Consider the following 19,613-nt stretch of genomic DNA (forward strand, 5'->3'; position numbering starts at 1 on the left):
GGCACCTTAGGGACGCAATGGAGCAGATGGAGGAGTGGTTGGCAGTGGGGCTAAGCGTTGACTGAGAATAACCAAGCGATAGCCCAAATATGCAGGTAAGGTTGCCATCATCATCAAGAGTATCACGGACAACAAAGATTCCCATTCAAACCGAGACCCATAGTAGCTGCGGTAGGGATCGTAGTTGGCACTGGGCTTGATTTTTTCCCGCAGGGCCATGGGCCGCTTAAAGCGCAATCGACGATCGTCGAGCTTCTCAAATAAAATCCAACCCCCTTGGGCTTCCTCTTGGCAGACTTTGCGCAGGACATCGGGATCATGAAATTGGTTGCGGCGCGATCGCAGGATTTTGAATTCCCAACCTCCCAGCTTGGGGGATACTTGACGCTGTTCTTCTTTGGAGGGGTAGGTGGTCAACTGTTCCTCTTCTTCATCGCGTTGTTGGCTGAGTTGCTCCTGCCAGCCCCACCACTGATAGTAAAGCAGTGCTGAGACACCGAGGCTACCGCTCATCAGGGATAATAACAGCACTTCAGCCATGGGGAATAGGAGCAAGCGTCTGTTGGGCGATCGTACTCGAAAAGTTGACCCTCCTCAGGACAAATCACCCCCTTCTCCCCGGCGGACAAAGTGGCAAATCCCTCGTTCTGAGGCACTAATAAAATCGCAAAACTCTTGAATGAGGGGATGGATAAACTGTTCCCGCAGGTGTTGAACGGCTTGGGAGGTGGTCAATTGGGAGCGGTAGAGAATATCCAAGGCCTTTTTGAGGAGCTGTCGGTCTTGAGCCGAAAAGCCCGCTCGCCGCAAACCCACCACATTCAAGCCCATGATCGTATTGGTACTCAGGCTGCGGGTCATACAAAAGGGGGGCACATCTTTTTGAATGGCAGTGCCGCCGGAGAGCATGGCCAAGCGCCCAATGCGCGTAAATTGATGCACAAGGCAGTTACCGCTGATAAAGGCGCGATCGCCCACATGGGCATACCCGGCAATCAAAGTATTATTGGCGATCGTCACATGGTTTCCCACATAAACATTGTGACCCAAATGACTGTGGGCCATCAGCAGACAATCATGCCCGACATGGGTGACGGTTTCTGGTTGGGTTCCCCGATGAATGGTTACCCCCTCGCGCAACGTACAGCGATCGCCAATGTGGACATAGCTAATCCCCCCTTGATAAGCCACATCTTGGGGGAGATCGCCAATCACCGCCCCACTATGCACTTTGCAGTTCTCGCCAAGACGGGTATATCCCAACAGAGTGACATGGGGAGCCAACTGCGTACCGCGTCCAATCTCCACCGTGGCCGCCACATAGCAAAAAGGACCAATTTCTACCTCTTCCCCAATGTGGGCACCCGCCTCAATCACCGCCGTGGGATGAACCGCCATGACCTTCCTGCACGATTGGCTAAAGATTCTTAACATAAAAGAGATTAAGCGATTTTGATCCCCGATGACGAACGACCTGCGGCAATATCTCCAGCTTTTAGAACAGCGGCAACAACTGCGACGCATCACCGTACCCGTTGATCCCGATCTGGAGATGGCGGAAATCTGTAACCGCCTGTTGGCTGCCGGCGGGCCAGCGTTACTGTTTGAAAACGTCATTGGTTCCCCCTATCCCGTCGCCATTAATCTCTTGGGAACCCTAGAGCGGGTGTGCTGGGCCATGAAAATGGAACACCCCCTAGACCTGGAAACCCTAGGGGAAAAGTTGGCTAAGCTACAACAGCCGAAGCCGCCCAAAACCCTGAGTCAAGCCCTTGATTTCGGCAAAATTCTCTTTGATGTTGTCCGTGCCAAGCCGAGTCGCGATTTGTTACCCCCGTGTCAGCAGGTGGTGATCAAAGCCCCCGATTTGGATCTACGGCAACTGCCCCTGATTCACCCCTACCCCAAGGATGCAGGCAAAATTATTACCCTTGGTCTCGTCATTACCAAAGACTGTGAGACGGGCATTCCCAATGTCGGGGTTTACCGCTTGCAACTGCAATCCCCAACCACCATGACCGTGCATTGGCTTTCAGTGCGGGGAGGGGCACGCCATCTCCGCAAAGCTGCCGCCCGTGGCAAAAACTTAGAAGTGGCTGTGGCCTTGGGGGTGCATCCTCTAATCATCATGGCGGCGGCAACGCCAATTCCCGTGGATTTGTCGGAGTGGCTCTTTGCCGGGCTTTATGGCGGTGGGGGCATTCATTTGGCCAAGTGCAAAACCGTTGATTTGGAGGTGCCTGCCCACGCAGAATTTGTCCTTGAGGGCACCATTACCCCCGGTGAAGTTTTGCCCGATGGCCCCTGTGGCGATCACATGGGCTACTACGGTGGTGTAGAAGATTCGCCCGTCATTCATTTCCACTGCCTGACCCATCGCCGCAATCCCATCTATCTCACCACCTTTAGTGGCCGCCCGCCCAAGGAAGAGGCGATGATTGCCCTTGCCCTCAACCGCATTTACACACCCATTCTGCGGCAGCAGGTACCGGAGATTGTGGACTTCTTTTTGCCCATGGAAGCCCTCAGTTATAAGGCGGCGATTATTTCCATTGACAAAGCCTATCCTGGCCAAGCACGCCGCGCTGCCCTCGCCTTTTGGAGTGCCCTACCCCAATTTACCTACACCAAGTTTGTGATTGTTGTGGACAAAGAGATCAATATTCGTGATCCGCGTCAGGTGGTGTGGGCGATCAGCTCCAAGGTGGATCCCAGCCGCGATGTCTTTATTTTGGGAGATACCCCCTTTGACTCCCTTGACTTTGCCAGCGAAAAAATCGGCCTTGGGGGACGCATGGGCATTGATGCCACCACGAAAATTCCTCCAGAAACAGACCATCCTTGGGGCGATCCCCTCACATCGGATCCTGAGGTGGCACGGCGAGTCACAGAACGCTGGCAGGAATATGGCCTTGGCGATATTGACCTAACAGCCGTAGATGCGACGCGGTTCGGCTATGAGCTAGACCCCGCCTTTCGTTGGCGATAATCGAAGAAACAACGGTTCATAAAACATGACGAATAGAGATGCGATGCGTTGGCAACAGCGGTTGCAGAACTTTGGTCGTGTCCTAATCCGCCTAGAAACCGCCTGTGCTCAGGAGGAGTATTCGGAACTAGAGCGAGCCGGTCTGGTACAAATGTTTGAGTTCACCCTTGAGCTAGCGTGGAAAACATTGAAAGACCTTCTTTTTTATGAGGGGCTGGATGTGAAAACTCCCAGAGAAGCTATTCGCAAGGCCTTTGAGACAGGCTATCTCACCGAGGAAGACACGGAGATACTGCTAGATGCCTTGGCAAAGCGAAATCTCTTGAGCCATACCTACGAAGAGCAAACGACAAAAGAGGCGGAACGACTGATCAAACACAGGTTGACTCCTGTTTTTCGGAAACTGTACAACTGCTTACAGGAAAAATATCAACAATGACGGACGGACTCACCCCAGAAAAACGCAAAGCCATCATTGACACTCTAACGGCCAATCCCAAGGTAGAACGAATCGTCCTCTTTGGCTCACGGGCGATCGGTACCTTCAGAACAACTTCGGATATTGATATTGCCCTCTTTGGCGAGAACCTCACCCTTAGTGATCAAGCTGCCCTTGCCGAGGCGATCGCTGAACTGCCCATTGCCCAACGGGTGGATCTCCTCATCTATCACAGTATTGAGAATGCAACCCTACGGGAAGAGATTAACCAGCATGGGGTGGAATGGTTTGCCCGCAACAAGTTGATCACTGTTTAGGGGACAGGCCGCGATAGGCTAAAAGATAGGCGAACAATCTGCCGCTATTGTCTGGATACTTGGGATGGGTCGCACCTACCGCACAATTGGCATTAACCTCAAGGCCATGCCCCTGGGGGAAAGCGATCGCCTGCTCAGTGTCTTTAGTCGCGATCGCGGGCTGTTGAAGTTAGTCGCCCCCCATAGCCGTGGCTGCCGCTCGAAACTGGGCGGACGGGTGGATTTGTTTGTCGTCAATGACCTTTTTATTAGTCTTGGCCGCAATTTAGATCGCATTCTGCAAGCAGAAACAGTCGCCACCTACCAAGGCCTCAACAGCCACTTGACCACTCTGACCGCTGCCCAATATCTCGGTGAGGTGGTGCTCTACCAAGTCCATCCGCAGCAGCCTCAACCGGATCTCTTTGATTGGCTCTGTACCACCTTAGACCAACTTCAGGGGGTTTCGAGTCGCGCTGCCCTAGCGCTATTGGTGCGCGGCCTGTGGGGCATCTTGCGATTGGGGGGCATTGCCCCAGAATGGTACCAGTGCCATGAAAGTGGCTGCGAAATTGCTGTGCCTGCAGCGGATACCGACTGGCGGGTGGGCTTTAGTTTTGCCAGCGGTGGCGTTTTTATCCTTACAGAAGAAGGGAACGACAGGGGATCTTCGGGGGGCGATCGCCAACTGACAGCGACTGAAGTGCGCCTCGGGCAATGGCTTGCACTGCCCACCACCCCATCCTTGGCACGGGATGAATTCCTTGCCCAAGCTGAGGCCTATCCCCTCAGTGTTTGGCTGTCCCTTGAACGCATATTGCGCCAGTACCTGCAATTTCACCTTGAGCAAACGCTGCAGGTGCCTCCCCTCCTTGATCATTGTTTTTCACCTGTTGCGGTGTCCCAGCCATGACCATTGAGCAGCAAGACATTCGCATAGATCTCCCCCTACCACCGGTGCCTCCCCTCTGGCAAAACCGCAATTTTATTGCTCTTTGGTTGGCGCAGGTCTGCTCACAGTTGGCTGACAAAATTTACCTTGTATTTGTAATTGCCCTCACTACAGAGTTTTTCCAAGCGGCAGACCAGAGTATTAGTGGCTGGGTGTCAGCAATTATGGTGGCCTTTACGATTCCGGCCATTCTCCTCGGATCGGTGGCGGGGGTGCTGGTGGATCGCTGGTCGAAAAAACAGGTACTTATCGTGACCAATCTCTACCGTGCCCTCCTTGTCTTAGGGATTCCGATCACGATTCTCCTTGGCGCCGGGCAATGGTTTGGGTTTATGGCGCTGTTGCTGATCACGTTTACGATTTCCTGTTTAACCCAATTTTTTGCCCCCGCAGAACAGGCAGCCATTCCGCTGCTGGTGGATAAGTCCCATCTGCTGTCGGCCAACTCCCTCTATACCCTGACGATGATGGCTGCTCTCGTGGTGGGGTTCGCTGCGGGTGAGCCGCTTTTGAATCTTGCGAGCCACTGGCACTCCCAGTGGGGTGGGGCTGTCTTTGTCAGTGCCTGCTATGGCGGGGCAGCACTCCTACTCATGCTGCTGCGGCCACCGGATCAGTGTCATCTGCCACCAAGCCGCTATCGTCAAGTGTGGCAAGAACTCCGCCAAGGCCTTCAGCTTTTGCAGGAATATACAGCCCTGCGTTTTGCCCTGCTGCAACTCATCCTGCTGTTTGCCATTGTCGCGGCGATGTCGGTTTTGGTGGTGCGCCTTGCGGAGGTCTTACCCAGCCTCGATACGGATCAATTTGGGTTTCTTTTGGCGGCTGCGGCCGGCGGACTCGGGCTAGGGGCACTGCTTTTGAATACAGTGGGCAAGCACTTTGCCTACGGCTGGTCGAGTTTATTGGGCTGTTGGGGCATGGGGGGCATGTTTGTTGGTCTGTCCTTGAGTCTAGATTCTTTGGCTTGGAGCATGGGCTACATCATTGGTTTGGGCTTCTTTGCCGCCTTTGTGGCGATTCCAATGCAAACCTTAATTCAACTGATGACCCCAGCCGAACAGCGAGGGGCGATTTTTGGCCTGCAAAATAACCTCGTGAATATTGCCCTCAGTGTGCCCTTGGCGGTGGTTGGTTTAGCGGAGACGTGGTGGGGGCTGCAACCCGTACTCATTGGCTTGGGAGGGGCGATCGCCCTTGGTGGGACGCTGATGACCCTCAACCATCGCAACGGCATGGTGACTGGCGGCCTGCTCTAAAAGTTCCATAAAAAATCTTAAATCCTTTCATCTTGACGTTTTTTGCGCTACGCTGTAGAGTCAATTGACGCTTTTGCTGGCGTAACTTACCATGTCACCTGCCTTCCCCTCATCCTCTACAACCTCCTCTAGCCCTGTGATCGCCCTCAAGGAAATGGTGTCGCGGTTACAGCGGGAAAATAGTAAAATTCAGGAGCTATTGGCCTCCCTGAGCTTTGCGCTGCGGAGTTTCAACAACCTGAATCAATTTTTTGAACTGATCCCGCTGATTACCTGCCGCGTGACGGAGGCGGAGGCCGCGGCCCTGGTTTTATTTCGCGCCGATGGTCAGGCTCGTCTTGAACAACTCCATTGTCACGCCAGCGATCAGTGTCCCAATATTCGCGCCGCCCTAGAAACGGCCACCCGCACCCTTGCCAATAGCGTTGGTATGGCTGCAATTGATGCGGGGAGCGATCGCGAGATCAGCCGTCCTCGGCTTGAGCAACTTTTGGATCAGCAACTGCGAGAACGTCTCCCCCAAGGCATTCAGTTCTACGGCACGGCGATTCTCGTCAAGGATTCGGGACTCACGGAGCGGGGGCGGCTCTACGTTTTTAGTCAGCAACCCGAATACGAGTGGAATGAAACACGGCAGCAACTGTTGCAGGTGATCGCGGATCAAACAGCCGTGGCCATTGCCAATGATGAGTTGGCTCTGAAGTTGCGCGATCGCCAGCGTTTGGATCGGGAACTGGAAATTGGGGCAGAAATTCAACGGCGACTCTTGCCCCACCGCTGCCCCAAAATCCACGGCCTCGAGCTAGCCGCCGAGTGCCGCACCGCCAGTTGGGTGGGGGGAGACTACTATGACTTTATCCCCATTACCTATGGCCTCGGTGATCAAAAGGAGATCGAGCAAGGCCGTTGGGGCATTGCCATTGGGGATGTGATGGGTAAGGGGGTACCGGCCGGATTGATCATGACCATGACCCGCGGCATGCTGCGGGCAGAAGCCCTCAATGGTCACCGTCCCAGTCGAATTTTGCAGCACCTCAATCGGGCGATGCAGCCGGATTTAGAAAGCTCCCATCGCTTTGTTACCCTCTTTTACTCTGAGTACAATCCCCAAACCCGGCTCTTGGCCTACAGTAATGCGGCTCACCTTCCCCCCCTGCTGTGGCGGGCTGAAACGGGGACTATCCATCGGCTAGACACCTACGGCATGCTTATTGGTTTGGATACTCGCAGCCAATATCAAGAGGCAGAAGTGCGACTGCAACCCGGCGACACGGTGGTTTACTACACGGATGGCATCACAGAAGCCGATAATCCGAAAGGTAAACGCTTTGAGGAAGAGCGCCTCGCAGCAGTCTTCAAAGAGGGCTGTGCCAAGGGTTTGGGCGCTCAGGCCTTATTAGACTACATCTTCGATGCCGTTGATGCCTTTACCAATGCCAATGGCCGGCGCAGCGATGATATGACGTTGGTGATTCTGCGAGTCATTGACCAATAGGGGATAGAGCCGCCGCTTCGCCAGCAGTCACCCCAAGCATCTTGACAATAAGATCAATACAAACGGTTAAGATAGCCACAGAGGCGTGTGAGGTGGGGATGCGCTACTTTGTCGAGGTCAGCTTCCGCTGCGATGATGAGGCCATTTGGGATACCCTCACCCGTTATTTGGGTCTTGTCGAAGCGAAAATGCTGAATCAAGCAATGACGCTCCACCATTTTTTTGAAATCCATCCCCTTGTTACTGGTGTGGAAACCTTTGTCCAATCCAGCGAAAGCCAACCCTATCTCTTGATGACTACGTATCCGGAACGCATCAGCAAGGCCAATGTGCAACGTAGCCGCTTTCAAGAGGCAATGTCCATCCTTGGGGAACATAGTCCGGGACTGGCAGAGTGGCTCTTCATGGAGACTACGGGAGATGAGTATTAGGTGCTCTACGCCACGATAGGGAAAACTATAATATAAAGTCCCTTTGGAGCACACCACAGGAAGTTGTGACGTTGCTATGTCCGACGATCGCCCGCTGCCCCATTCTGAGACTGAGTCCCCTGCCCTGCGCTTAGGACGCAACCCTGGTCTACAGGTGCGCCACGATGAGGTGGAGCGATCGCTGTTGACGCCGATGCTGCAGCACTATGCTGAACTCAAAGATGCCTATCCCCAAGCGCTGCTGCTCTACCGCGTAGGCGATTTCTACGAAACCTTTTTTCAAGACGCCTGCACCGTTGCCCGCGAGCTGGAACTGGTGCTCACCGGTAAAGAGGGGGGCAAAGAAGTTGGCCGGGTGGCCATGGCTGGCATTCCCCACCATGCCCTTGAACGCTATTGCCGCACCCTTATTGAAAAGGGCTACGCCATTGCCATCTGCGATCAAGTGGAAGACCCCGCCCAAGCTCAAGGACTGGTGAAGCGGGAAGTGACCCGAGTGTTTACGCCAGGAACGGTGTTGGACACAGAACTGCTCCAACCGCGCCGCAATAATTTTTTAGCTGCTGTTCTGCTTTCTGGGAGCCATTGGGGATTGGCCTATGCCGATGTTTCGACGGGGGAGTTTTGTACCACCCAAAGCAGCGATCGCGCCGAGTTAATTGCTGAACTCAACCGCTTACAACCCGCAGAGATTCTCCTGCCTAGTCAGGCTCCAGACATTAATCGCGTTTTGCGCCCGGGTGAAGCTCAGGATCAATTGCCCCCTGAATTGCCGCCCCAGTGGTGCTACACTCTGCGATCGCCCCAAGATTTTCAGGCAGCGGAAGCACGCCAACGCCTGTGTCAACGTTTTCAGGTCAAATCCCTTGAAGGCTTTGGCTGTGAGCATCTGCCCCTTGCTATGCGGGCGGCCGGTGGCCTCTTGGCCTACTTGGATGAAACCCATCGCCAACAACCGGTGCCCCTGCAAAACCTCAGTACCTACTCCCTCGCCCAGTATCTCTTTCTCGACCCGCAAACCCGCCGCAATCTAGAACTGACGCAAACTGTCCGCGATGGCAGCTTCCAAGGCTCGCTCCTGTGGGCGATCGATCGCACCACAACCGCCATGGGGGGGCGTCTATTACGCCGCTGGCTCCTGCAACCACTGCTGGATATTGAACAAATTAATGCGCGCCAAGAGGCTATTGCTGAATTAATGGCCAATAGTAGCCTGCGCCAAAGCTTGCATCGCCATCTTCAGGAAATCTATGACCTTGAACGCTTAGCCGGTCGCGCCGGCTCAGGGACAGCCAATGCACGGGATCTAGCAGCTCTACGGGACTCCTTCCGCACGTTGGTGTCCTTAGCAGCGGTGGTCGCCGACACTGAATCTCCCTATCTCCAAGCCCTAGCTCAACTTCCTCCCGTGATTGAGCAATTGGCAGAGACCCTCAGCGCAGCCCTTGTGGATCAGCCCCCCATTAGTCTCACCGAAGGGGGTCTCCTGCGATCGGGTGCCTACCCCGAACTAGATCAGCAACGCCAGCAAATTGAGCAAGATCAGCAGTGGATTCTTAATTTAGAAGCCCAAGAACGGCAACGCACAGGCATTACCACGCTCAAAGTGGGCTATACCAAAGTCTTTGGCTACTATCTGAGTGTCTCCCGCGCCAAGCTGAACCAAGTCCCCGATGACTATATCCGCAAACAAACCCTAACAAATGAGGAACGCTTTATCACGGCGGAACTCAAGGAACGGGAAGCACGGCTATTGGCGGCTCAAAGCCATCTTTTTGAACTGGAGTACCAGTATTTTGTGCAGTTGCGGGAGCAGGTGGCCGCTCAGGCCTCAACGATTCGTGAGATTGCGGCAGCGGTGGCAGCGGTAGATGTGCTTTTGGGGTTAGCAGAGGTGGCGCTGTATCAGGGCTATTGCCGACCGCACATGACCCGCGATCGCCAGCTTCAGATTCACGGCGGGCGCCATCCGGTGGTCGAGCAGATGTTACCAGCGGGGTTTTTCGTTCCCAACGATACGGAACTCGGTACAAGCGCTGATTTGATGGTGCTGACAGGCCCCAATGCCAGTGGCAAAAGTTGTTATCTACGGCAGGTGGGTTTGATTCAACTGCTGGCGCAAATGGGCAGTTATGTGCCCGCCACCAGTGCTACTTTGGGAGTGTGCGATCGCATTTTTACGCGGGTGGGTGCCGTTGACGATCTCGCCACGGGTCAATCTACCTTTATGGTGGAGATGAATGAAACGGCCAATATCCTCAACCATGCGGGCGATCGCTCCCTGGTTCTCCTCGATGAAATTGGGCGCGGTACGGCCACCTTTGATGGGCTGGCGATCGCTTGGTCAGTGGCAGAATACCTAGCCACCACCCTCAAATCCCGCACCATTTTTGCCACCCACTACCACGAACTGAATCAACTGGCAACGCTACTGCCCAATGTGGCCAACTTTCAAGTCGTGGTCAAAGAACTCCCCGACGAGATTATTTTTCTCCACCAAGTCAAGCCCGGCGGTGCCGATCGCTCCTACGGCATTGAAGCGGGACGCCTTGCCGGATTGCCCCCTATCGTGATTCAACGTGCCCGTGAAGTGATGCGCCAAATTGAGAAGCACAGCAAAATTGCCGTGGGACTACGCAAAAGCCAAATGAATGGCACACCAACTACCCCCGAAATTGATCAGGGCGAGCTACCCTTTTAATTCCTTGGCTAGAATAGAAAATGTAACGTTTTGTTAACAAGGGGGATCCGTGGTTCTCCTGCTGAAGTTACCCCCACCCTTGCGGCAAACCCTGTTGAGGCTCATCGTAGCCGGCCTTTTGTTTTGGTCGAGCATTGCGGCAATGTTGCCCACCTTGCCCCTCTACATTGCTGAGAAAGGGGGCACGCCCCATCAGGTGGGGTTTGTCATGGGTGCCTTTGCTGTGGGGCTGATTGCTTCCCGTTCGTGGTTAGGGCCTCTGGCCGATCGCCGGGGACGCAAAATTACACTGCTGATTGGCCTCGCGGTGGCCGCGATCGCTCCCCTGTTTTATATCGTCAGCCACAACCTACCCCTCCTTGTTGTGGTGCGCCTTCTCCATGGCGTGAGCATCGCTGGCTTTACCACCGGCTACATGGCACTGGTGACGGATATTGCCCCACCTGAGCATCGCGGTGAAATCATTGGCTACACCAGCCTTGTCCATCCCATTGGGGTTGCCCTCGGACCGAGTCTCGGCAGTTGGCTGCAAATGAACTACAGTCATAGCTTGGTCTTCATGGTTGCCAGTAGCTTAGCTGCCCTTGGGTTCATGGCTGCCGCAGGCGTGCGGGCGGTGAATATCCCACAGGACTGTGGAGGGTCTCGCCCAGAGAAAGCCCTCTTTTGGCGGCTCTTGCTTTCAGAACGGCTGCGGATTCCCAGCTTGGTGATGCTGAGTGTAGGGCTGACCTTTGGCACGATCGCCACCTTTATTCCCCTGTTTATTGCGGCTGAGCGGCTCGACATTTCCGCAGGGCTGTTTTACTCCGTGGCGGCGATCGCCAGCTTTATCGGTCGTGTGGCCACGGGTTCTGCCTCCGATCGCTGGGGAAGGGGCATTTTTATCTCCGCCAGCCTTGCCTGCTATGTGGTCTCAATGGTGCTCCTCGCTCAAGCCCAAACCCCCTTGGATATCCTCTGGGCGGCGATTCTTGAAGGTCTTGCCGGCGGTGTCCTGATTCCCATGGTCGCTGCCCTGATGGCCGATCGCTCCACCACCGATGAGCGGGGACGGGTTCTCAGCCTCAGTTTAGGGGGCTTTGATCTGGGGATGGCCTTGGCAGGGCCAGTGCTGGGGGGGCTGATTGATCCTTTGGGTTATCGCCTCATCTTTCGCATGGCGGCGGTCTTTAGCCTCTTGGGGCTAACCTTCTTTTTAACCGCTAGTAGCAAAAGCCTGCCCGATTCCCTGCGTTTTGCCCTCGGCATGGGGCGCGATCGCTATGCCCTGTAGCCTATTATTCTTTGGTATCGTTAGGGATTCGTTACAATTTGTTGAGATCACCCACTAGGGAAAAGCGTGTGTCCACACCAGTTTCGGCCAGTTTGACGCCCACCGGCAAATCCTACCGTTGGAATCGCGAGCGTTACTCAAAAACGCGGCGCTTCTTTGATATTTGGTTTTTTGTCTGGCGATTTCTCTTTGGCCGTTGGCTCCTCACCAAATCTTGGAGCTACTGGGGCGGTATGACCGATGCTAAGCGTGCGGCGCGACGCCGTGCCCAAGCGATTTGGATTCGCGAAACCTTCCTTGACCTTGGCCCCACCTTCATTAAACTGGGGCAACTCTTTTCCACCCGTGCCGATCTCTTCCCCAGCGAATACGTCGAAGAACTGAGCAAGCTCCAAGATCGCGTCCCCGCCTTTAGTTACGAGCTAGTCGAAAAAATCATCTACGAAGACTTTGGCCGCCATATCCCTGAACTGTTTCGCAGTTTTGATCCCATCCCCATGGCTGCCGCCAGTCTGGGTCAAGTCCACAAAGCGCAACTGCTCTCAGGCGAAGAAGTGGTGGTCAAAGTCCAACGCCCCGGCCTGCGGCAGTTGTTTGACATTGATCTAGCGATTCTCAAAGGCATTGCCCAATACTTTCAAAACCACCCCAAATGGGGGCAAGGGCGCGACTGGATGGGCATCTACGATGAGTGTTGTCGCATTCTCTACGAAGAAATTGACTACCTCAATGAGGGACGCAATGCCGACACCTTCCGCCGCAACTTTCGCGATCGCGACTGGGCCTGTGTTCCTCGCGTCTATTGGCGCTACACCTCACGGCGTGTGCTCACCCTTGAGTACCTACCGGGGATTAAAATTAGCCACTACGAAGCCCTTGAAGCGGCGGGTCTAGACCGCAAACGCCTTGCTGAACTCGGTGCCAAGGCCTACCTCTATCAAGTTCTTAATGACGGCTTTTTCCACGCTGACCCCCATCCAGGCAACATTGCCGTCAGCCCCAACGGCCAACTGATTTTCTACGACTTTGGCATGATGGGGCGCATTCAACCTGTGACTCGCGATAAATTGCTGAAAACATTTTTAAGCATTGCCCAACGGGATGCCGAACAGGTGGTACAGTGCCTTGTAGAGCTAGGAGCGTTGGTTCCCACAGGCGATCTAGGGCCGGTACGTCGCTCGATTCAGTATCTCCTCGACAATTTCATGAACCAGTCCTTTGAAGCCCAATCGGTGGCTCAAATTAGCGATGACCTCTACGAAATTGCCTATGACCAACCCTTCCGGTTTCCCGCCACCTTTACCTTTGTGATGCGGGCGTTTTCCACCCTAGAGGGGGTAGGCAAAGGACTCGACAAAGACTTTAACTTCATGCAAGTTGCCCAACCATTTGCGACCGAACTTATGACCAACGGAAACTTCCCCGATCCCAGTAATGGCAGTCTTTTCTCTGAACTGAGTCGTCAAGCGGCTCAAGTGGGCAGCAGTGCCATTGGCTTGCCCCGTCGCCTTGAAGAGGTGCTCGATAAACTGGAAAATGGTGATTTGCGCTTGCGCGTCCGTTCCAGTGAGAGCGATCGCATTCTGCGGCGCCTGAGTAACATTAACTTAGGGCTAAATTATGTCGTCCTTATTGGCAGTTTTTCCTTAGTGGCGACAATTTTACTCGTGAACCAGTATCTCCTCTTGGCGGGTGTGGCAGCCGCATTAGCGGTATGGTTTGGTATCCTCTATTGGCGACTAATGCTTAAACTCGATAAGTATGAAAAAATGTTTTAACAAGCAGCCCAACATAGGGGGGTCATGGACGTTGCCGGCTTAACTGATTGTGGTCTGATTCGCAAAAGCAATCAGGATGCTTTTTATGTTGACGAAAAGCATCAGCGTTTTTTTATTGTGGCCGATGGCATGGGTGGGCACGCTGGGGGCGAGGAAGCCAGTCGTTTAGCTGTCGAACATATTCAGGCATTCTTGGAAACCCACCTTGAAGACCTGCAGCATGACCCTGTGACCCTACTCCGCCAAGCCTTTCTCGCTGCCAATCAGGCCATTGTTGAGCAGCAACGCCAAAATACTGCCCGTGCTGATATGGGGACAACGGCTGTGGTGGTTCTCGTTGATGAAAAGGGCGATCGCGCTTGGTGCGCCCATGTGGGCGACTCCCGCATCTACCGCTGGCGCAAAGACCAACTCCAGCAAATTACCAGCGATCACACTTGGATTGCCCAAGCCGTACAACTGGGTAGCTTGACCATTGAGCAGGCGCGGCAGCATCCGTGGCGCCATGTCCTCTCCCAGTGCCTAGGCCGCGAAGACCTCACCCAAATTGATATTCAACCCATTGATCTAGAGCCGGGCGATCGCCTACTGCTGTGCAGTGACGGCTTAACTGAAGAACTCACCGACGAGGTGATCAGTATCTACCTCAGTGAACCCAATGTCGAAAAAGCAGCAACCGCCCTTGTCAATGCAGCTAAAACCCACGGTGGCCGTGACAATGTCACCGTCGTTGTCATTGGTGTTTAACCCATCAAGCAAAACCTATGCAAACGGAATTTATCCGTCTGACCCTACCCCGACATACCCTCTCCCCGCCTTTCCATGAGGCCATCGAACAGACCCTGCAAGCCCATGGTCAGCCCCTGCGTTGGGCGATTACCGCCACCACTACCACAGATCTAACGGTTGAAGCGGTTGTTCTCAAAACCCCACCCCGCCCTTGATACAATCCCTCTAGGTTCTTTGATTCACACCCCTATGACCCGTGCAGGTATTGGCATTCAAACCGCTCAGATTCGCCCCGGACGGGTGAGCGGTCAACTCCACGTCTATGACGGTGCCGGTAAGGGCAAATCCCAAGCTGCCCTCGGGGTTGTTCTGCGCTCCATTGGTCTGGGTATTGCCTCTGCCTGGCCCACTCGGGTACTCTTGTTGCGCTTTCTCAAAGGACCCGGCCGTGCCTATGCCGAAGATGCCGCCATTGAAGCGCTGCAGCGCGGGTTTCCCCATTTAATCGATCAAGTGCGGACGGGGCGCGCAGAATACTTTACCGCCGAAGAAATTACCAAATTTGATCGCCAAGAAGCCCAGCGGGGTTGGGATATTGCCAAGGGAGCGATCGCCTCTGGTCTCTATTCCGTCATTGTTTTAGATGAACTCAACCCCGTCCTAGATTTAGGCCTTTTGCCCGTTGATGAAGTTGTCAACACCCTCCGCCACAAGCCCCAACACCTAGAAATTATTGCCACTGGCCGGGGGGCTCCTGCCCAACTCCTGCAAATTGCTGACCTCCACTCCGAGATGCGTCCCCTTGTGCATCCTACGGCTCAAGAACAGGGCATTGAAGGCATTGAAATCTATACAGGTGACGGCAAAGGCAAGTCCACCAGTGCCCTCGGTAAAGCCCTTCAGGCGATCGGCAAAGGAATTAGCCGCGATCAATCCCACCGTGTGCTCATTCTCCAGTGGCTCAAGGGGGGGCAAGGCTACACCGAAGATGCCGCGATCGCTGCCCTCAAAGAGAGCTATCCCCATTTAGTGGATCATCACCGCTGTGGTCGGGATGCCATTGTCTGGCGCGGTCAGCAGCAGGAAATTGACTACATCGAAGCCGAACGCGGCTGGGAAATTGCTCGAGCCGCCATTGCCTCTGGCCTTTACAAGACCATTATTCTCGATGAACTCAACCCCACCGTTGACCTCGAGCTTCTCCCCGTCGAACCGATTGTCCAAACACTCCTGCGCAAGCCGCGCACCACGGAAATCATTATTACCGGTCGCTGCAAATATCCCCCCGCCTACTTTGAACTCGCCAGCGTCCACTCGGAGATGATCTGCCACAAGCACTATGCTGAGAAAGGCGTTGATCTCAAGCGCGGCATTGATTTTTAAGAACAGATGCGAGCCAGCACCGTTTCCCCCACCGTAAACTGCTGCAAATAGGCCATTAGGACTTCAAATTGGGGACGATTGAGGCGGTAATAGACCCACCGCCCTTCTTGACGCGACAGCACGAGATTGGCTTGCCGCAGTGCCCGCAGATGAAACGAGAGTTTTGAGGGGGTCAGGTGCAGGCGATCGCACAGATCACAGACACACAGCTCCTCCCGATGCAGAATCTCAATCACCTTCAACCGCAACGGCTCCCCAAGGGCATGAAAGGCCAATTGAATCTCAGCGGGGTATTCCTGATCAATCTCTGAAACAACCATCACTGCACCGGACAAGGGACACCAAGGGGCTGGCGAAACTGCTCCTGCTCCCCTGTTTGCGCCGTATTCACGGGCTTAGGCGCTTGACTGCGATAAATGACTTGGCGCAATTGAGCCACCCCTGCTTGGTACAAGCGATCGGCTGCTGTCGTCCACAAACGGGGATTGGTACTCACCTCTTGCGGCAGCGTCACCATTACATTCGGCGTAATCCCTGTGCGGTTAATATCTGTGCCATTGGGCGTGTAGTAATGGGCAACCGTCACCGACAATCCTGAACCATCACTCAATTGATGAATGGATTGTACCAAGGCCTTACCGTAGGTTGGCGTGCCCACCACAATCGCACGACCGTTATCCTGCAATGCCCCTGTGAGAATTTCACTACTGCTAGCAGAGCGGTGATCCACCAAAACCACGAGGGGCAAATTCGTCAATGCCGATTGATTCGCCCGTGCCTGCTCACTGTAGCCACTGCGATCGACCGTACGCACAATCAAACCTTGATTCAACCACATGCGGGCAATATCAATGCCTGCCTGCAATAGTCCTCCTGGATTCCCCCGCAAATCCAAAACAAACCCCTCCACCTTCTCCGCCTCTAGCTTGCGAATCGCCGCGCGCAACTGATCCGCTGCATGGGCAGTAAATTCACTCAGATAGATATAGCCAATGCGGGCACCGCCTTCCTCCTTCACCAGCGATCGCACCGCAGGGAGTTCAATCAATGCCCGTGTCAGCGTCAGGCGAAAGGTACCGCGATTAGGGCGAAACAACTGAAGTTCAATGGGAGTCCCCACCCGCCCCCGAATCCGCCGCGATGCCTCCTCAATCGACATCCGCCGAGTAGAGTGACCATCAATGGCCAGCAGGCGATCGCCCGCCCGAATTCCCGCCTTAGTTGCAGGTGAATTTTCCAGCGGCTCCAAAATGGTCAACTGTTGTGTCTTTTCATCCACCGTCAAGCGAATACCAATCCCCGAAACTTCCCCCGACGTTTGCGTGCGCAAAGCCGTAAACTCCTCTGGAGTCATGAAGCGCGTATAGGGGTCATTCAACTGCTGCAACATTCCCCGAATAGCTGCATAGGCCTGCTCCCGCGACGTATAGCGCTGCGCCAAAAGTTGCCGCCGTACCGCCAGCCAATCCACCTGATTAAACGACTCATCCACATATTCCTGCTGCACAATTTGCCATACCTCATCCACCAACATCTTGGGGCTATCCTGCATTCGTCCATAGCTTGGTAACGCCGCCGCCAGCACCGCTGCCACCACCGAGGAACCCACCAGCACCCAGTGCTGAAGACCCATCAAACGCATGAATTGAGGCATGACCCTAAAAACCTTTTGAGGAGAGCGATATTTGATGCAATATAGACCGAACTACCCATCGATGTCACTCCTCTATCCAAAACCGATCATCCCTTAAACATTTCTTAAAAATCAAGACCCCACCTAGACAACCTAGATGGGGTGGTTTGAATATTTTGCCTAGCACCGAGCTATTTTTGCAGGAGGCGACCCTCCGACTATCTTCACCGCTGCGGCGTTTCACCTCTGAGTTCGGGATGGATCAGCGTGGTTCCACCGCGCCATAGGCACTAGGCGAAACATGAATTTTTCTTGAATTGAGAACCTAGACTAAAGAGTTGCTAGATAAATTCAGGATCAATAACCTTTCAACTAAATAGCGATTGTCAGTATAGTTAATTGAATCAGACACCTGTTGATTGATGAGGTCAAGCCCTCGGTCTATTAGTACTCCTAGACTTCATCCATTACTGGACTTCCATCGAGAGCCTATTAACGGGTGTTCTACCCGTGACCTTACTGGCTTACGCCATGGGAGCACTCATCTTGAGGTGGGCTTCCCACTTAGATGCTTTCAGCGGTTATCCACTCCGCACATGGCTACCCTGCGTTTACCGTTGGCACGATAACAGGTACACCAGAGGTGCGTTCCTCCCGGTCCTCTCGTACTAAGGAGGACTCCTCTCAATGCTCCTACGCCTGCACCGGATATGGACCGAACTGTCTCACGCATGTTGTTCTCGTATCACTACGAGCATGGACTATATCTTCATCCTGACTCTCGCCATTAACGAATCAGGAGCCGACATTTGATGTCTCTGACAACCTCAGAGCATCTCAGCTTACGCTTGATGGCTAACTCAAGCCTAGGCTTCAGTCTCTACGGGATCAAGAGTTGTCGTGATCTCAAGAACTGTTCTACTTGATCAGAGCGAATCGAACGCTTTTTGGAAGCATTCAGCTCACCAAATTGATCCACCTGCTGAGCAAGTTTTAGGAATTGTTCTGGCGTTAATCGCCTTGATTGAACAACTTCCTGTAGAACAGTAATTGCTAAATCACATTGTGGCTTCTTGAGTTTAAGGTAGCTGCGAAGAGTTAGCAGCACTTCTAAGACAGATGGCGCATCAACAATTGCATACTCGCTTAAGCCATCCTTTCGGTCTCTCACAAACCCTGCTTGGAAAATAGACTTTAACCACTCCAAGAAGGAACGATGCGAAGAAGACTGAAAGAAGGTGATGCTAGCACGAATTTGATAACCAAGGATGTAATCCTTACGTCGCACTAGTTGAAGATTGATGCAACCATCACCATCCAAAAAACCAGCAATGTAACTCAGCGTTAAATCGTCTGTCACGAGACTCTTGCTTACCCTCGGTATTGTCTTAATCAGCCGTTCGTCACTGATCAAGATTCTACCGATTTTAGTCGGTTTGCTGCTCCACATTACTGTGAAGTGACGCAATGATTTACGTTCTGAACCCAGCTCACGTACCGCTTTAATGGGCGAACAGCCCAACCCTTGGGACGTACTACCGCCCCAGGTTGCGATGAGCCGACATCGAGGTGCCAAACCTCCCCGTCGATGTGAACTCTTGGGGGAGATCAGCCTGTTATCCCTAGAGTAACTTTTATCCGTTGAGCGACGGCCCTTCCACGCGGAACCGTCGGATCACTAAGGCCGACTTTCGTCTCTGCTCGACTTGTAGGTCTTGCAGTCAAGCTCCCTTATGCCTTTGCACTCTACGGCTGATTTCCGACCAGCCTGAGGGAACCTTTGCGCGCCTCCGTTACCATTTAGGAGGCGACCGCCCCAGTCAAACTGCCCACCTGAAACTGTTCCTTCGCTGGCTAACAGCAGAAGGTTAGAATTCTAGCCTTGCCAGAGTGGTATCTCACCGGCGACTCCATATCCCCCGCAAGGGATACTTCAACGTCTCCCACCTATCCTGCGCAAGCAAAGCCCGAACCCAATTCCAGGCTACAGTAAAGCTTCATAGGGTCTTTCTGTCCGGGTGCAGGTAGTCCGCATCTTCACAGACACTTCTATTTCGCCGAGCCTCTCTCCGAGACAGCGCCCAGATCGTTACGCCTTTCGTGCGGGTCGGAACTTACCCGACAAGGAATTTCGCTACCTTAGGACCGTTATAGTTACGGCCGCCGTTCACCGGGGCTTCGGTCGCCAGCTTCGCTTGCGCTGACCAGCTTCCTTAACCTTCCGGCACTGGGCAGGCGTCAGCCCCCATACA

General features: G+C 53.9%; 17 protein-coding genes and 2 rRNA genes (1 of these 19 only partly in view). 13 read left to right on the forward strand and 6 right to left on the reverse strand.

Annotated elements, in window-relative coordinates; all coding sequences use genetic code 11:
* Nucleotides 1–6 precede the first annotated feature (6 nt).
* Both RHH27_RS08690 and lpxA read right to left on the reverse strand, forming a co-directional pair.
* Nucleotides 7–540: a hypothetical protein gene (locus RHH27_RS08690; protein WP_206199816.1), complete on the reverse strand. Its 534-nt coding sequence runs from the start codon at nt 538–540 to the stop codon at nt 7–9.
* A gap of 54 nt (nt 541–594) precedes the next feature.
* Nucleotides 595–1,398 (reverse strand): acyl-ACP--UDP-N-acetylglucosamine O-acyltransferase, encoded by an 804-nt coding sequence (gene lpxA / locus RHH27_RS08695; RefSeq protein ID WP_206199817.1) that lies wholly within the window; start codon nt 1,396–1,398, stop codon nt 595–597.
* A gap of 64 nt (nt 1,399–1,462) precedes the next feature.
* On the opposite strand from lpxA, the gene RHH27_RS08700 reads away from it, so the two are divergent.
* The 13 genes from RHH27_RS08700 to RHH27_RS08760 all read left to right on the forward strand — a co-directional run bounded on the left by RHH27_RS08700 (nt 1,463) and on the right by RHH27_RS08760 (nt 15,728).
* Nucleotides 1,463–2,989: a UbiD family decarboxylase gene (locus tag RHH27_RS08700; RefSeq protein WP_302678069.1), complete on the forward strand. Its 1,527-nt coding sequence runs from the start codon at nt 1,463–1,465 to the stop codon at nt 2,987–2,989.
* A gap of 25 nt (nt 2,990–3,014) precedes the next feature.
* The gene (locus RHH27_RS08705) at nt 3,015–3,428 is read left to right on the forward strand and encodes an HI0074 family nucleotidyltransferase substrate-binding subunit (protein ID WP_302678070.1); all 414 of its coding nucleotides are present in this window, start codon (nt 3,015–3,017) and stop codon (nt 3,426–3,428) included.
* On the forward strand, nt 3,425–3,745 hold the full coding sequence (locus tag RHH27_RS08710) for a nucleotidyltransferase family protein (protein ID WP_302678071.1): 321 nt from the start codon (nt 3,425–3,427) through the stop codon (nt 3,743–3,745). Before RHH27_RS08705 ends, RHH27_RS08710 begins: the two co-directional genes overlap by 4 nt.
* Before the next feature lie 64 nt (nt 3,746–3,809).
* The gene (gene recO / locus RHH27_RS08715) at nt 3,810–4,637 is read left to right on the forward strand and encodes a DNA repair protein RecO (RefSeq protein WP_302678072.1); all 828 of its coding nucleotides are present in this window, start codon (nt 3,810–3,812) and stop codon (nt 4,635–4,637) included.
* A complete protein-coding gene (locus tag RHH27_RS08720; RefSeq protein ID WP_206199822.1) occupies nt 4,634–5,935 on the forward strand; it encodes an MFS transporter in 1,302 nt (433 codons plus the stop codon). Before recO ends, RHH27_RS08720 begins: the two co-directional genes overlap by 4 nt.
* A 91-nt stretch (nt 5,936–6,026) precedes the next feature.
* The gene (locus RHH27_RS08725; protein ID WP_206199823.1) at nt 6,027–7,430 is read left to right on the forward strand and encodes a PP2C family protein-serine/threonine phosphatase; all 1,404 of its coding nucleotides are present in this window, start codon (nt 6,027–6,029) and stop codon (nt 7,428–7,430) included.
* 98 nt (nt 7,431–7,528) lie between these two features.
* Complete coding sequence (locus RHH27_RS08730; protein WP_206199824.1) at nt 7,529–7,861, forward strand: hypothetical protein; 333 nt, start codon at nt 7,529–7,531, stop codon at nt 7,859–7,861.
* A 76-nt stretch (nt 7,862–7,937) separates the two neighbouring features.
* Entirely contained in the window at nt 7,938–10,562 is a 2,625-nt protein-coding gene (gene mutS / locus RHH27_RS08735; protein ID WP_302678073.1) for a DNA mismatch repair protein MutS, read from the forward strand.
* Between the two features lie 49 nt (nt 10,563–10,611).
* On the forward strand, nt 10,612–11,838 hold the full coding sequence (locus tag RHH27_RS08740; RefSeq protein ID WP_302678074.1) for an MFS transporter: 1,227 nt from the start codon (nt 10,612–10,614) through the stop codon (nt 11,836–11,838).
* A 68-nt stretch (nt 11,839–11,906) separates the two neighbouring features.
* Entirely contained in the window at nt 11,907–13,616 is a 1,710-nt protein-coding gene (locus RHH27_RS08745; RefSeq protein ID WP_302676140.1) for an AarF/ABC1/UbiB kinase family protein, read from the forward strand.
* A 24-nt stretch (nt 13,617–13,640) separates the two neighbouring features.
* On the forward strand, nt 13,641–14,363 hold the full coding sequence (locus RHH27_RS08750) for a Stp1/IreP family PP2C-type Ser/Thr phosphatase (RefSeq protein WP_302676141.1): 723 nt from the start codon (nt 13,641–13,643) through the stop codon (nt 14,361–14,363).
* A 17-nt stretch (nt 14,364–14,380) separates the two neighbouring features.
* Entirely contained in the window at nt 14,381–14,560 is a 180-nt protein-coding gene (locus RHH27_RS08755) for a hypothetical protein (RefSeq protein ID WP_206199829.1), read from the forward strand.
* 34 nt (nt 14,561–14,594) lie between these two features.
* Entirely contained in the window at nt 14,595–15,728 is a 1,134-nt protein-coding gene (locus RHH27_RS08760) for a cob(I)yrinic acid a,c-diamide adenosyltransferase (protein WP_302678075.1), read from the forward strand.
* Here RHH27_RS08760 and RHH27_RS08765 read toward each other — a convergent pair.
* From RHH27_RS08765 to RHH27_RS08780, 4 genes are all read right to left on the reverse strand, one after another.
* On the reverse strand, nt 15,725–16,048 hold the full coding sequence (locus RHH27_RS08765; protein ID WP_302678076.1) for a helix-turn-helix transcriptional regulator: 324 nt from the start codon (nt 16,046–16,048) through the stop codon (nt 15,725–15,727). The genes RHH27_RS08760 and RHH27_RS08765 overlap by 4 nt on opposite strands.
* Nucleotides 16,048–17,382 carry a S41 family peptidase gene (locus tag RHH27_RS08770; RefSeq protein WP_302678077.1) on the reverse strand — a complete coding sequence of 445 codons (1,335 nt, stop codon included), beginning with the start codon at nt 17,380–17,382 and terminating at the stop codon, nt 16,048–16,050. The genes RHH27_RS08765 and RHH27_RS08770 overlap by 1 nt, the downstream gene beginning before the upstream one ends.
* A gap of 157 nt (nt 17,383–17,539) precedes the next feature.
* A 5S ribosomal RNA gene (gene rrf / locus RHH27_RS08775) occupies nt 17,540–17,656 on the reverse strand.
* A 129-nt stretch (nt 17,657–17,785) separates the two neighbouring features.
* A 23S ribosomal RNA gene (locus tag RHH27_RS08780) occupies nt 17,786–19,613 on the reverse strand (it continues 1,787 nt past the right edge of the window).

The sequence above is a fragment of the Thermosynechococcus sp. PP555 genome (assembly GCF_031583225.1).
Taxonomy (GTDB): domain Bacteria; phylum Cyanobacteriota; class Cyanobacteriia; order Thermosynechococcales; family Thermosynechococcaceae; genus Thermosynechococcus.